We start from the raw sequence: 14391 nt of genomic DNA, 5'->3' as shown, positions 1-14391 counted from the left end.
GGGGCCCCGCACCCACCCACCGAGGAGCCCCGACATGACCGCGACCACGACGGAGTCGACCGAGAAGACCGGCGCCCGCACCAGCGAGGCCGCCGAGCTGATCACCGGCGCCCGCGAGCGGATCGACGCGCTCGACGACCGGATCATCGGTCTGATGCAGGAACGGATGGCCGTGTCGGCCGTCATCCAGAAGGAACGGATCGCCTCCGGCGGCCGGCGTGTGAACCTCTCCCGCGAGATGGAGGTTCTCGCCCACTACAGGGACGCGCTGGGCAAGCCGGGCACCACGCTCGCGATGACCCTGCTGGAGCTGTGCCGCGGCAAGATCTGAGCCGCGTTCCCGGCACGGACGGCGCGGTACGGGCGTGCGGGGCACGGCCGTACCGCGCCGCACTCACCCGTACGGCGCGTGACCGGCACGCGGCCGCTTCGTTGGTACCGGTGTCCGCGCCGGCCAGGGGCGGCACGGAGAACCACGCGTGGCTCACCGGGGCGATGAGACGTGCGGATCACGCCGTACGTCGTGGGACCTCGCCCCGGACGAGTGACCGGGCGGCAGGGGACAGCAGCCCGGTCACCCCAGAGAACGGCCGGTCCCGGGGACGCCCGGGACCGGCCGGCGGGACCGGCCCGGGACCGTGCGTACCGGGTACGCCCCCTCAGGTGCGGGTGGCGAGGCCGCACTCCTCCTCGCCCGCGTCGGCCTTCAGCTCCTTGCTGCGGTCGTAGGGATCGCGGGCCTTCCCGGACGGCTCGGGCGAGGTCCCCCGGCCGCTGAGGAACTGCGGACGGATCACGCCGTCGCCCTGACGGCAGTCGTCGTTGGCTATGTCGCTGTAGGACCCGGCGACCCAGATGTGCCCGTCGGTGGCCCGGAACCTGGCGGCGTCCACGACCTGCACCTCCACCGACCGGCGCACGACGGCACGGCTCACCTCGTCGCCGCCGACGCGGGCCATCGGGTACACGAAGGTGTAGTCGGCCTTGATCATCGCCTTCCCGGGCGACTCGTCCAGGGCCTCGACCGTCATATGCCCGCGGATCCGCACGTCGCCCACCAGTTCGACCTCCGCGGGATCGAACCGGGTGAACGTCCACACCGGGTCGTTCTCCTCGGTGGGTTCGCGCAGCGCGGCCCGCAGTTCGGAGAGGTAGTCCGCCTCCAGCGGGTCCACCAGACCCAGCGCCTTCCGCGGCTCGCCGCCCTCCAGCACCGCGCGGTCGAGGTTGGCGGCGACCAGGAACCGCCTGGTCCCCTTCAGCGCGTCCTCGATCCGGGCGGCCGGAACCCCGTTGACGGCCTTCGCCCCGGGCAGCCGGATGGCGTCCGCCCCCGATTCCCATCGTGCGGCCGGCGAGCCGGCGAATGGTTTCTCCCGCGTGGCGACGCCGGCCGGGGCGGCGGAGGGCGCAGCGCTGGGACGCGCGGTCTCGGGGGCGAGCGGCGACGCGGACGCCTGGGCATCGCCGGCCGTGCCGGACCCCTCGCCCAGGCCGCCGGGCAGCCAGGACAGCGCGGCGGACGGATTGACCGCGACCAGGGCCAGCGCCGCGGCCGCCACCACCCCCACCGCGCTCCAGACCTTGCGCCGGCGCGACGTGCGGCCGTCCCTCTCCTGCCACGCCGGCCCGGTGCGCCAGCCCTCGGGCCGGGCGGGCCGGACGGGCGGCCGCTTCCCGCCCCACCGCCGCTTCCCGCCGCCGGCCCTCGCGGCCTGCGCCTCGTCCATGGCCCGCAGCCGCTCGGTCACCATGCGGGCCCGCGCGGACGGCTCCTTGGGCGCGGAGGCGCGGATGTCGCGCTCACTGTCCTGGACGAACTTCTCCCAGACGTCGTCCGGAAGGGACGTGTCCTGCGGTCTGTGCTCTTCGGACGGCTGCTCGGCCACTGTCTCGCGGACTTTCTCTCGTCGGACGCTCGGGGGGAGACGGCCGAGAGTATGCCAGCGATGATCATCCGCCACTTGTGATCCACCTCACATAAGAATTCCGTGAAGGCCAGGACAACCATCCATGGGCGTCGTTGATCGAACTCACTGAATCCACACGGACCACATCCGTAGCGCCCCACACGGAGGCGCCTCCCACTTCGTGCCGCGCCCGCGCGGCACACCGGACCACCCGAGGTCTTCATGAAGCTTCGCCGCGCCATGGCCGTGGCGGCCGCGACGGCCGTCATAGCGCCGCTGGCCCTGCTCTCGGCCCCGGCAGCGTTCGCGGAAGAGACGCCGACGACGCAGAGCAGCCCCACGTCCGGCGAGAGCACTCCGAGCCAGGAGAGCTCTCCCTCCTCGGAGGCCGGCTCGCCGACCGACGCGGAGAGCACCCCCGCAGGGCAGAGCCCGAGCACCCCGGCCGGCGAGACCCCGAGCACCCCGGCCGAGGAGGAGACCCCCTCGGCCGACGAGACCACCCCGGGCACGGAGACCACCTCCCCGGCCACCTCTCCCTCGCCGAGCGCCAGCGAGAGCGCTCCGGCCGAGGACGACGACGTCGAGCTGTGCGTCGACGAGGACGGCAACGACACGGCCGAGCTCAGCGCCGACCTGCGCAGCGGTCTGTCGGGCCTGCCCGAGACGATCGTGGCCGGCAGCGGCTGGACGGCGTTCTCGTTCAACGTGTCCAACCGCGGCGACGACGAGATCAAGGACATCAAGCCGCTGATCGGCGTCGCGGCCCTGGGCTGGGACGAGGACGACCCGCAGGACTACTCGGGCCACATCACGGTCCAGGTCTTCAACACGGCCACCGGCAAGTGGGACACGCTGGCGGGCGCCGCCGGTGAGGGCGGCACGTTCGCCGCGTTCTCGCTCGGCGCCGGCCAGTCGGTCTCGTACAAGCTGCGGCTGAGCATCGACGGCAAGGTGCCCGACTCGCTCGGCATCACCGGCGGCTTCGCCGAGTACGCGGACGACGAGGGCTGCTGGGTCGCCGACGACTCCGACGGCTGGATCTACTTCTTCGACATCCTGGCCGCCGGCTCGGACGGCGGTAAGCCGAACGACGCGAAGCCGCAGACCGGCGGCATGGCGGACCTCGACCAGGTGAGCGACGTCAAGGTCACCGGGAGCCTCGCCGAGACCGGTTCGAGCTCGGCTCTTCCGATGATCGGTCTGATTGGCGGTGCCGCCGTCGTGGCCGGTGCCGGTGCGGTGTTCGTGGTGCGCCGGCGCAAGGCCGGCACAGAGGCGTAACGGCGTCCGGCCGCGCCGCGCGCGGCCGGACCCGGGACAAGGGAAAAGGACCTGAGCTCGGAGGGGGGCACAGGTCCTTTTCCCTTGCCCTTTTCCGCTTCCCCTGTCCTGTCCTCCTTGTCCCGTCCCCGCCTTGTCAGTTCTTCTTCGGGGGCACCGTGGGCATGCCCAGGAAGGGCAGCTTCAGCGCGCCGAACGCGTCCGCCGGGACCGCGGGGGACTTCGGCTCGACCGCGTCCAGGCGCCGGTAGGCCTCTCCCTGGCGCGGGCGCGGATCGGCGTCCCCCTTGTTGGGCCAGTACGACATCGCGCGCTCGGCCTGTGCCGTGATGGTCAGGGAGGGGTTCACCCCCAGGTTCGCCGAGACCGCGGCCCCGTCCACGACGGAGACACCGGGATGGCCGTAGAGGCGGTGGTACGGGTCGATCACACCGGTCTCGCGGGAGGCGCCGATCGCGCAGCCGCCCAGGAAGTGGGCGGTCAGCGGCATCCCCGTCAACTCGCCCACGTTGGAGCCGGCGAAGCCGTTGATCTCGGCCGCCAGCGCCGAGGCGCCGTCCGTGGCGGCCTTGATCTGCTTGGGGTTGGGGGCGCCGTGGCCCTGCCGGGCGGTGAGCAGCCCGCGGCCGGCCCCGGACGGCTTGAGGTACGTCGTCAGGGAGTTGTCCAGCGACTGCATCACCAGGCCGATGATGGTCCGCTCCGACCAGCGCCGGTTGGACAGGGAGCGGAGCATCATCACGGGGTGCCGCACCGCGTTGCCCAGCCAGCCCAGCACCCGGGTGGCGCCCGAGCCGCCGCCCGCGTAGGGCACCTGGAGGATGGACAGTCCGCCCATCGAGTTGGAGCCGCGGCCGTAGCGGACCGGCTCGATGTGGGTGTTCTCGTCGGGGTGGATCGAGGACGTGATGGCCACCCCGCGGGTGAAGTCGGCCCTGGGCGAGCCGGTGGCCTTGCGGTAGCGGCGGTTGTCGGTCTGCGCGCCCACCAGCGCCTCGGAGTTGGTGCGGGTCAGCTCGCCCAGCTTCTCCGAAAGGTGCGGCAGCTGGCCGCCCGCCTTCATGCGGTGCAGCAGCGTCTGGGTGCCGTAGGTGCCGGCGGCCAGCACGACCCGGCGGGCGCGGAAGGTGCGGCCCTTCCCCTTGCGGCGGTCGCCGGTCGGCAGCGTGGCGACGGCGAACCCGCCCCGTGAGTCCTCCGTGACGGAGACGGCCGTCGTCATGGGGTGCACCACGGCGCCCGCCCTCTCGGCGAGGTGGAGGTAGTTCTCGTTGAGGGTGTTCTTCGCGCCGTGCCGGCAGCCGGTCATGCACTCGCCGCACTCGGAACAGGCCCGGCGGGACGGACCCGCCCCGCCGAAGTAGGGGTCGGGCACCTCCTGCCCCGGCTTCGCCTTCGCCTTCCCGTCGGCGTCCTCGCCGTCGCCGAAGAAGACGCCGACCGGGGCCATGTGGAAGGTGTCGCCCACGCCCATCCGCTCGGCCGCCGCCTTCAGATGCACGTCCGACGGTGTCATGGTCGGGTTGAGCCGTACGCCGAGCATGCGCTTCGCCTGGTCGTAGTACGGGCCCAGCTCCTCCTGCCAGTCGGTGATGTGCCCCCACTGCGGGTCCTCGAAGAACGGCTTGGGCGGCACGTAGAGGGTGTTGGCGTAGTTCAGCGAACCGCCGCCGACGCCCGCGCCGGCCAGCACCATGACGTTGCCCAGCAGGTGGATGCGCTGGATGCCGTACATGCCGAGCTTCGGCGCCCAGAGGTAGTTCTTCAGGTCCCAGGAGTTCCTGGGCAGGGTCTCGCGGGTGAAGCGGCGGCCGGCTTCGAGGACGCCGACCGTGTATCCCTTCTCCGTCAGGCGGAGGGCGGACACGGAGCCGCCGAAGCCGGAGCCGACGACGAGGACGTCGTAGTCGTAGGCGTCTTCAGGCACGGGTGTCTCCTCGTTGAGTTTCACGTGCGGGTTGTCTGCGGTGGAGCGCGCTCGCGCGGGCCGGCTACCGGAACCGGAACGTCTTCATGAGGCGGAGACTGCGGCTCATGAAGGCCGCGTACTTCTCGTCGTCCATGCCCAGCGACGGGGCCATCGGCAGCAGGCGCTGGTGGGCGACCGTCTGGGCCTCGGTGTACTTGAGGATGCCCTCGGAGCCGTGCCGGCGGCCGAGCCCGGAGTCCTTCATGCCGCCCATCGGCGCCTGCACGCTGCCGTACGCGGGCGCGTAGCCCTCGTTGATGTTGACGGTGCCGGTGCGCAGCCGCGCGGCGACCTCACGGCCGCGCCGGGCGTCCTTCGTCCAGACCGAGGAGTTCAGGCCGTACGGGGTGGAGTTGGCGCGCTCGACGGCCTCGTCGTCGGACGAGAAGCGGTAGACCGAGACGACCGGCCCGAAGGTCTCCTCGGAGCAGACGCTCATCGGGGCCCCGACCCCGTCGAGGATGGTCGGCTCGTAGAAGTAGGGGCCGATGTCCGGGCGGGCCGTGCCCCCGGCGAGCACCTGGGCGCCCTTGGCGACGGCGTCCTCGACGTGCCGGGTGACGGCGTCCAGCTGGCGCTGCCCGACCAGGGAGCCCATGTCGGCGCCGTAGGCCAGGGACGTGCCGAGGCGCAGTGCCTTCGTGCGGGCGGCGAAGCGCTCCAGGAAGGCGTCCGCGACCGACTCGTGGACGTACAGCCGCTCGATGGAGATGCACAGCTGGCCCGCGGAGGAGAAGCAGGCGCGGACCGCGCCGGCGGCGGCCTTGTCGAGGTCGGCGTCCTCCAGCACCAGCATGGCGTTCTTGCCGCCGAGTTCGAGGGAGACGCCGACCAGGCGGGCGGCGGCGCCCTGGGCGACCTCGCGGCCGGTGCGGGTGGAGCCGGTGAAGGAGACGTAGTCGGCGTGCCTGACGACCTCGGGGCCGACGACCGGTCCTTCGCCGAGCACGACCTGGAAGACGTCGGCGGGCAGTCCGGCCTCGATGAGCAGGTCACGGGCCCACAGCGCGGTCAGGCAGGTCTCCGTGTCGGGCTTCATGACGACCGCGTTGCCGGCGGCGAACGCCGGGAGCGCGTCGCCGACGGAGAGTTCGAGGGGGTAGTTCCAGGGCGCGATCTGCCCCACGACGCCGCGCGGGTGGCGCAGCTCGGTGACCTTGGTCAGGGTCGGTATGGCGCCCGTGTGCCGCCTGGGGCGCAGATAGGCGGCGGCCCGGCGGCCGTAGTGGCGGGCGGCGACGGCCACGGCCTGCACCTCCTCGTGGGCGTGCAGCCGGGCCTTGCCGGTCTCGAGCTGGATCAGGTCGAGCACCTCGGCCTGGCGGCTCAGCACCAGGTCGTGGAAGCGGAGCAGGACGGCGGCGCGCCGGCGTACCGGCACCTGGGCCCACACGGCCTGGGCGGCGCGGGCGGCGTCGAAGGCCCGCGCCACGTCCTCGGGCGTCGACTCGGGCAGGTCGGCCAGCTTCTCGCCGGTGAGCGGCGTGTGGTTGGCGGTCCGCCCGGAGCCGGCCACGCCCTTGGTGAGCTGGGCGACCAGCTCCGGCGTGACCACGTCGGCGGCGGTGCGGGCGCCCGCGGGGGCGGGGGCCAGGGGGTTGGTGCCGGTCGTTTCCCGGGTCTGCGCGTCCGTCATGAGGCGCAGGGTATGCCGGGGGGAACACTTTGTGTACCCGTCGGTAACAGATTCACCCACCGCTCACACATCGCGCCAGTGATCGCTGGCAACAAACCCCCTGATCAGGGGGTTGACGCCGGCACCGGCCCGGTCAGAGCGTGTGCACGTCCCATGAGCCGATGACGGTGCGGGCGATCTCCCGGCCGTCGTCGGCGAAGTAGCCCCGGCCCGGGTACACGACCCAGAGCCGGTACATGTCGCCGGCCTGGCTGCGGTAGTACATGACCTGCGCCTCGCGCACCATGGCCGGATCGGTGGTCGTCGTGTAGACGATGGTGTTCGTGGCCGCCTCGTGCTCCTTGTACGTGGTCTCGCGCGGCTTGCCCTTCGGGGCGGGGGTGTCGGCGATGCCCCAGCTGTACTCGCCGTCCCGGAGCTCCTCCCAGTGGGCGAACGCCCGCTCCGAGGCGGAGCCCTGGATCTCGCCGTTCTTGTCCTCGGCCTTGAGGTCGCGGTCGACCTCGACCCGGACCAGCCCGCTCGGATCGGTGAAGGAGGCGACGGTGCCGTCCGCGTCGTCGGGCTGCTCGTCCTTCACGAAGTCGCCGGGCACCGCGACGGCGACGCCGACCCGGTCCCCCAGGTCGTGCCGCTTCCAGCCGTCCGGCAGCGGCCCTGCGAACGGGTCCGCGATCACCAGGTAGGCGGCCACCGCCGCCGCGACGACCGCCGCGCCCAGCCCGGTCAGCGTCTTGAGGCCGACGCGGACTCCCCGGCCCCCGGCGTCACCGGCGGGGAACGCGACGACCTGCGTGGGCCGGGGGGCCGGCGGGTGCGCGGCCGTCTCCAGCGCGGCGCGGACCTGGGCGGCGTTCGGACGGCGCGCCGGGTCTTTCTGCAGCAGACCCGTGATGATCTCGGCGAGCGGCCCCCGCGCGGAGGCGGGCGCGGCCGGGGTGGCGTTGAGGACGGACTGGAGGGTGGCGGGGGTGTTGCTGCGGCGGAACGGCGAGACGCCCTCGGTCGCCGCGTACAGCACCACGCCGAGCGACCACAGGTCGGAGGCGGGACCGGGTCGCTGGCCCAGCACCCGTTCCGGAGCGATGTACTCGGGCGAACCGACGAATCCGCCGGTGTCGGTGAGACTGGTCTCGCCCTCGATCTGGGCGATGCCGAAGTCGGTGAGGACGACCCGGTCGTACCGGCCGAGCAGCACGTTGTCCGGCTTGACGTCCCGGTGCAGGATGCCCGCGGCGTGCGCGGCCTCCAGCGCGCCGAGCACCTCCAGGCCCACCCGGGCCGCCTCGCGGGCGGAGAGGGTGCCCTCCTCCTGCAGCACGGCGCCCAGCGAGCGGCCCTGGACCAGTTCCATCACGATCCACGGCCGGCCGTCCACCACGGCGACGTCATGGACGTTCACCACCGCGGGATGGTCGAGCCGGGCGGCGGCGCGGGCCTCGCGGCGCATCCGCTCGGAGGCGTTGGCGCGTTCGCGTTCGGGAAGGTGCTCCGGGACGCGGGGCTCCTTGACGGCGACCTCGCGGTCCACCGTCTCGTCCTTGGCCCGCCACACCGTCCCCATGCCGCCGTGGCCGAGCTTGGCCAGCAGCCGGTAGCGGCCGGCAATCAGCCGTCCGGCGCCGGGTTCGTCGTTCTGCGGCTGCGGCGGCACCGCCCGGGCCGGTGCCGCGTACGGATTGCCGGGGTGCGGCACGGCCGCGGGCGGGTTGGGGTTCGGCGGTTGCAGACCAAAACTGGTTGGCTCGTCGGCCCCGTGGCGGGCTCCCCCGTTGTTGCTCATGGTTCATCCATATCGCGCCGGGGCCCCGCGTAGCCACTGCGGACGCCGAGCGGTCACAGACCCGTGACTCGCCCGGTTCGGTATCTCCCGTTTACGGCGTTATGCCGCCGGTCGGGGAGTCGGTCGGCCCGGGGCTCGCCGAGGGGCTCGGGGAGCCGGAGGGCGACTGGGCCGCCGGTGTCCGGGGCGCCGTGCTCGCCGGGGTGCCGCCGCCGTCGCCGCCCCGGTCCTGCAGGAGCAGCGCCGCCGCGGACACTCCCGCGCCCGCCATGGCGGCGACGGCCAGCGCCGCCACCAGGGCGCCCCGCGTGGGCTGCCGCCGCACCGGGCGCACCCCGGGAGAGCCCGGCGGCCGCCCGCCCGTCTCCTCCCGCCACGCCGGGGTCCTGCGGCGGGGCGGTTCCCGGTCGGGCGGGAGCAGGCCGGGGGGCGCCGACTCCGGCGTACGGCCCGTCTCGCGGAAGGCCCGCAGCATCCGTTCGGCGCGGTCCGCGTCGAGCCGGCGGTCGGGGTCGCGCTCCAGCAGGCCGCGCACCACGGGGAGGATCGGGCCGGCCTGGGCGGGGGGCCGTATCTCGTCCACGACGACCGCGTGCAGGACCCCGCCGAGCGAGTCCCGGCGGAACGGCGACTCGCCGCTGAGCGCCGTGCACAGCAGCGCGCCCAGCGACCACAGGTCGCCCTCCGGTCCCGTCCTGGCGCCGGACATCCGCTCGGGTGCGGTGTACTCGGGCGAGCCGACGAAGGAGCCGGTCTCGGTGAGCGTGGTGGCGCCCGACACCCGGGCGATGCCGAAGTCGGTGAGGACGACCCGGTCGGTGCCGTTCTCCAGCAGCACGTTGGCGGGCTTGAGGTCACGGTGCAGCACACCGGCCGTGTGGGCGGCGCGCAGCGCGCCGAGCAGGTCGATGCCGATGCGCGCGGCTTCCATGGCGTCGACCGGGCCCCGGTCGGTGATCCGGTCGGCGAGGGACGGACCGTCGATCAGCTCCAGCACGATGTACGGGCGTTCGTCGTCCTCGACCACGTCGTGGACGACGATGATGTGCGGATGGCTCAACTGGGCCAGGGCGCGCGCCTCGCGCAGCGTGCGGTCCCGTTGCCGCCGGGCGTCGGTCGCGGACAGCGTCTCGTCGAGCGGGAGTTCCTTGACGGCGACGCCCCGTCCGAGCAACTGGTCGGTGGCCCGCCAGACCACGCCCATGCCGCCACGCCCGAGCCTCGCCTCCAACCGGTAACGACCCGCTATGACACGGCTGTTGGGCCTCGCGGTCGCGCTCTCGGCCTCCCCGTCGGTCCCCATGGGCCCATCATGCCCCACCGGATGTGTCCCTTCCGGTACGGCGATTCGGCCAAGCGGCGCGGTCCGCACCGGCCGCGGGGGTCAGGGCTCGCGCCAGCCCTTCAGCAATGTCTCGAACTGCTCGCCGGTGGTCGCCCAGTCCTCGGCCGGCCCGGACATGTAGAGGGCGTACTCGGTCCCGCCCCGCGAGATGTACATCTGGTCCACCGCCCGGCGCGGCCCCGGGAACTCGGTGTCCTTGGCCAGCGCGGTCCAGCTGTACTCGAGCCGGGCGCTCTCCCGGTCCCGGTAGACGCCGCGCTCCAGGCCCTGCTGCTGGTAGTCGACCAGTCGCCGCCCTATCTGCTGGTCCAGATCGCTGAGGTGCGCGTAGGGGTCGTCGAAGTCGGGCGAGTCGTCGGCGGCGATGCGCAGGAAGTGGTTGCCGCCGTCGGGCGTGTAGTCGACCTGCCGGGTCTCCTCGTCGAAGACCACGCGCTCCCAGTCGTCGCCGGGCAGGACGACGCTGAATCCCCAGGGGTCGGTGCGCCGCACCCAGCCCTCCGGGAGGCTCCCCGGCGATTCGGACTTGCCCGTCTCCGTGGGGGCGGGCTCGGAGGTGACGGTCGGGGACGGTCCCGCCGTGGTGCCGCCGCCCCGTTCCTCCCCCTGCTGGAGCAGCACGGCGGTTCCCCCGCCGACGATCGCCGCCACCACGACGACCAGGGCGATCACCCGCCCGCGCACCCGCCGCCGGGGCGTGGCGGCGGGGCCGTACGGCTGCGGGACCACCGCGGTGGCGCCGCCCTGCGGGTACCGCGGCGCGGCCTCCGGCCTCGTCTCGTACGGCAGCGGCACATGGGCGTCGACGGCCCGGGTCGGTATGTACTCCTGCGCCGCCTGCGGCCGGCGTCCCTCGGCCGCCTCGGCGAGCATCTGCTCGGTCCTGGCGGCGTCGGGGCGGGTGGCCGGATCCTTGCGCAGCAGTGCGCCGATGACGGGCGCGAGCGGTCCGGCGTGCCGCGGTTCCCCGGCCTCCTCCTCGACGACCGCCTGCATGGTGGTCAGCGGTGAGGTGCGGCGGAACGGCGACGTGCCCTCCACCGCCGTGTACAGCGTCGCGCCGAGCGCCCACAGGTCGGAGGCGGGGCCGGGGTCATGGCCGCGGACCCGTTCCGGCGCGAGGTAGTCGACCGAGCCGACGACCTCGCCGGTGCGGGTGATGGCCGTGTCGCCGTCGATCTGCGCGATGCCGAAGTCGGTGAGCAGCACCCGGCCGTCCCGGCCGAGGAGGACGTTGCCCGGCTTGACGTCACGGTGCAGTACGCCGGCGGTGTGCGCGGCGCGCAGCGCGCGCAGCACCCACAGGCCGATGCGGGCGGCCTCGCGGGGGTCGACGCGTTCCTCGTCCTTCACCGCGTCGGCCAGCGAACGGCCCTCGACCAGCTCCATCACGATCCACGGCCGGCCGTCGTGCTCCAGTACGTCGTGCACCGTGACGACGGCGGAGTGGTTGATCCGCGCGGCCGCCCGCGCCTCCGCGCGGGTGCGGGCCAGCAGGGTGGCCTGTTCGCTGTCGGAGACGTAGAGCGCCGCGGTCAGTTCCTTGATGGCGACGGACCGGTGCAGCACCTCATCGTGGGCACGCCACACCCGGCCCATGCCGCCGCTCCCGATGGAGTCGCCGAGCCGGTAGCGGCCCGCGACGAGCGAGCCCTGCATCTGATTCACGTTGCCCCGCAATGGTCTTGACAGGGTCAGCGTAGGTACCGTGCCCCGTCCTGGGAACCGACGACGTGCCATGGAGACCGCACTGTGATGGTTGTCGCTGTATGAAGCGGGAGGCAACCAAATCGCCCCGGCCCGCGTGCGGTCCGTGGTCAGCCGGTGAACCGGTAGGTGGCCGCGGCCTGTTCGTAGAGCCGTGTCACCTCGTCCCGTTCGGACTCCGGTCCGCGCACCTGCACCACGTGGTAGCGGCCGTCGATGAGCGCCGCCAGATTGCGGACGTACAGCTCGCCGCTGCCGCCGGTCCAGGTGAACTGCCCCTCGGCCATGGTCCGTCCGCCGACCTCGATGGTCTTCAGACCGGTGGAGGTGGCCCAGCTGGAGTCGCGGTAGGGCTGGAGTTCGCGCTCGTCGTCCCGCTGGTAGGCCATGGGGTCGCTGCCGTAGCGCTGGGCGCTGTCGCGGCCCGGCACCACGATGAGCTCGAAGTCCCCGCCGGAGTAGACGACCTGGCCGCTGCCGTTCTTCGCGGTGCGCTGCCAGCCCTCGGCCACGGCGACCCGGAAGCCCTCCGGGTCCTTGGCCAGGGTGAAGCCTTCGGCGACGTCGGGGCCGGTGGTCTGCGTCTCGGTGGAGGCCGATTCCCCGGGGTCTTCCGTCGGCCGCGGTGAGCTCCTCTCCGCCTCCGGCTCACCCCCCGGGCTCGGCGCGGCGCTGACCTCACCGGCCGGCCCGGTGCGGTCGGCCGAGGTGTCCTCACCGGACTTCGGCAGGAACAGCATGGCGTACGCGATGGCCGCCGCCATGACGAGCAGCACCAGCAGGAGCAGCGTCCGGCCGAGCCGGCGCGGCGATCCGGAGTCCTGCTTGGCCCGCTTGTGCCGTCCGTGGTGCGCGGGGAGCCCGGCGCGGCGCCTGCGCACCAGTTCGCCGCGGCGCCGCAGTACGGGGAGCCGGCGGGCGTCGACGGGGGGCGCCGCTATGACGTGCACGCCCGCCTCGGGCTCGGGCGCGGACCGCACCAGCGAACGCAGCCAGCCGCGCAGCTCCTCGAAGTCGAGGCGCTCGGTGGGGTCCTGACGCAGCAGCGACTCCACGACCGGGCGCAGCGGGCCGCACTCCTCGGCGAAGGCGGGCGGCTCGGCGCACACCATCTGCACCAGCTCGGCGGTCGACTCCTCCGGGTAGGGCGCGTGCCCCTGCACGGCCCGGAACAGCAGGGAGCCCAGCGCCCAGAGGTCGGTGGCGGGGCCGATCGGGGCGGCCAGCTGCCAGTTCTCGTGCACGGGTCCGGCCTGCTCCGGCGCCCACCGCTCGGTCACGGGTCCGACGACGGCCATGCGCGCCTGCCGTGCCCGTTCGGCGGCCAGCGCGGTGGCCGGTCCCCGGCGCGCGGGGGTGTGCGCCACCAGGTCGTCCCAGCGCGCGGGCGGTGCGGCCGCGGCCGCCGGGCCGGAGGCCGCGGGGGCTTCGAGTGCCCGCGGCGTCTCCGTGGCCCCGGAGACGGTGTGTCCGGCGTCGGCGCCCTGGCGCGGGAGGGTCCCCTGCCGGCCGGTGGCGCCCACTCCGTAGGGGTCGGCTATCTGTCCGGGCGGGCCCGCCGGGGCCGCCTCGTCGCCCGGCCGGGAGACGTACGGCTGCTGCGCCGGGCCGGGGCCGTAACGGGGGGCGGCTGCCGGGCCGTCGTGCTCGGGCGCGGGGCGGGCGGCGGGCAGGGCGGCACGGCCGTCCTGCTGGGCCTCCTGCACCCGGGCGGCGGCACGGGCGCCCGCCCGGTAGGCGGCGATCGCTCCCGCGCGGGCCGCCCTTACGTCTCCCGCGCTGTCCAGGGCCCGGGGGGCCGCCGCCGGGGTGAGACCGCCGGCCGTCTGCGTGCCGCCGCCGGGCAGCCGGCCCGCCCGCGCCTCGATGGCGGCGCGGCGGTCGGCGTCGGGGTCCGGGCCCGCGGTGAACCCGGGCGGCCAGGCCGGTCCGGCCCCGGTGTCCGGCGTACCCGCCGGTCCCGGCGCCTCGAGCGCCCCCGCCGGCCGTCCCGGTTCGTCGTCCGGAGCGGGCACCGGGTCGTACCCGCACAGCGCCTCCTCCGCCGCGCCGACGGCGAGGCCCGTCAGCATCACCCGGCCGTCGTCACAGACGAGCACCGTGCGGGCGGTGATGTTGCGGTGCACCCAGCCGTGGGAGTGCAGCACCCGCAGGGCGGTCAGCACGTCGGAGGCGACCTCGGCGGCCCGGTAGGGGGACAGCGGCTCCTCGGCGAGCAGGGCGGCGAGCGGACGCGCGGGCACGAGTTCACTGACTATCCACAGCGAACCGCCCTCCGCGAACACGTCGAAGACCTGGTCCAGGCGCGGGTGGTCGGGGATGGCGGCGGCCGCCTGCGCGGCCTCGACCGCGCGCCGCACGACCGGGTCGGCGGGCCGCCGTGTGACGGCGCGCGCGGACGCGGGCCCCCGCCCGCCCCGCCGGGCGGCTCCGTCACGGGCGGTGAAGCCGTCGGGCAGCCCCTCCGCGTCGAGCACCTCGGCCTCGACGACCTCCGGCAACGGGACCTGGCGGACCAGGACTTCCTGCCCGCTGTAGGTGTCGAAGGCGCTGGTCTCGGTCAGTTCGTACTCGTCGGAGGGGGGCAGTGGCAGGCGGTAGCGGTCGGCGAGCACCCGTCCCGCATAGTCGTCCACGTTGCCTCCCCCGGCATTACGGTCGGTCGGATCCGGTCGCCCGGCGGGCCGTTCCGGGTGCGTACGGTCCGCAAGCACTCACGATACGTGCCGGAGGCAACCCGCAGAGAGGGGATGCCAC

At 74.0% G+C, this 14391-nt stretch carries 9 protein-coding genes; 2 read left to right on the top strand and 7 right to left on the bottom strand.

Annotated features, from left to right (window positions below; all coding sequences use genetic code 11):
* Nucleotides 1-34 precede the first annotated feature (34 nt).
* Entirely contained in the window at nucleotides 35-331 is a 297-nt protein-coding gene (locus CNQ36_RS21650; protein WP_004926916.1) for a chorismate mutase, read from the top strand.
* Between the two features lie 328 nt (nucleotides 332-659).
* Here the strand turns inward: CNQ36_RS21650 and CNQ36_RS21645 are convergent, their stop codons facing one another.
* Nucleotides 660-1889 (bottom strand): hypothetical protein, encoded by a 1230-nt coding sequence (locus CNQ36_RS21645; RefSeq protein ID WP_121547202.1) that lies wholly within the window; start codon nucleotides 1887-1889, stop codon nucleotides 660-662.
* A 243-nt stretch (nucleotides 1890-2132) separates the two neighbouring features.
* On the opposite strand from CNQ36_RS21645, the gene CNQ36_RS21640 reads away from it, so the two are divergent.
* Nucleotides 2133-3194 (top strand): LAETG motif-containing sortase-dependent surface protein, encoded by a 1062-nt coding sequence (locus CNQ36_RS21640; protein WP_121547201.1) that lies wholly within the window; start codon nucleotides 2133-2135, stop codon nucleotides 3192-3194.
* Nucleotides 3195-3330: 136 nt separating this feature from the next.
* On the opposite strand, the gene CNQ36_RS21635 is transcribed toward CNQ36_RS21640, so the two are convergent.
* The 6 genes from CNQ36_RS21635 to CNQ36_RS21610 all read right to left on the bottom strand — a co-directional run bounded on the left by CNQ36_RS21635 (nucleotide 3331) and on the right by CNQ36_RS21610 (nucleotide 14270).
* Entirely contained in the window at nucleotides 3331-5121 is a 1791-nt protein-coding gene (locus tag CNQ36_RS21635) for a GMC family oxidoreductase (protein WP_121547200.1), read from the bottom strand.
* Between the two features lie 64 nt (nucleotides 5122-5185).
* Entirely contained in the window at nucleotides 5186-6799 is a 1614-nt protein-coding gene (locus tag CNQ36_RS21630) for a succinic semialdehyde dehydrogenase (RefSeq protein ID WP_040906322.1), read from the bottom strand.
* A gap of 133 nt (nucleotides 6800-6932) precedes the next feature.
* Nucleotides 6933-8582 (bottom strand): serine/threonine-protein kinase, encoded by a 1650-nt coding sequence (locus CNQ36_RS21625; RefSeq protein ID WP_121547199.1) that lies wholly within the window; start codon nucleotides 8580-8582, stop codon nucleotides 6933-6935.
* A 91-nt stretch (nucleotides 8583-8673) separates the two neighbouring features.
* On the bottom strand, nucleotides 8674-9885 hold the full coding sequence (locus CNQ36_RS21620) for a serine/threonine-protein kinase (RefSeq protein ID WP_121547198.1): 1212 nt from the start codon (nucleotides 9883-9885) through the stop codon (nucleotides 8674-8676).
* Between the two features lie 81 nt (nucleotides 9886-9966).
* The gene (locus CNQ36_RS21615) at nucleotides 9967-11586 is read right to left on the bottom strand and encodes a serine/threonine-protein kinase (RefSeq protein WP_121547197.1); all 1620 of its coding nucleotides are present in this window, start codon (nucleotides 11584-11586) and stop codon (nucleotides 9967-9969) included.
* A 158-nt stretch (nucleotides 11587-11744) separates the two neighbouring features.
* The gene (locus CNQ36_RS21610) at nucleotides 11745-14270 is read right to left on the bottom strand and encodes a protein kinase (RefSeq protein WP_121547196.1); all 2526 of its coding nucleotides are present in this window, start codon (nucleotides 14268-14270) and stop codon (nucleotides 11745-11747) included.
* Nucleotides 14271-14391: the final 121 nt, after the last annotated feature.

It is taken from the genome of Streptomyces fungicidicus (genome assembly GCF_003665435.1).
GTDB classification, from domain to species: domain Bacteria; phylum Actinomycetota; class Actinomycetes; order Streptomycetales; family Streptomycetaceae; genus Streptomyces; species Streptomyces fungicidicus.
This window is presented reverse-complemented; position numbering and strand designations above follow the sequence as displayed.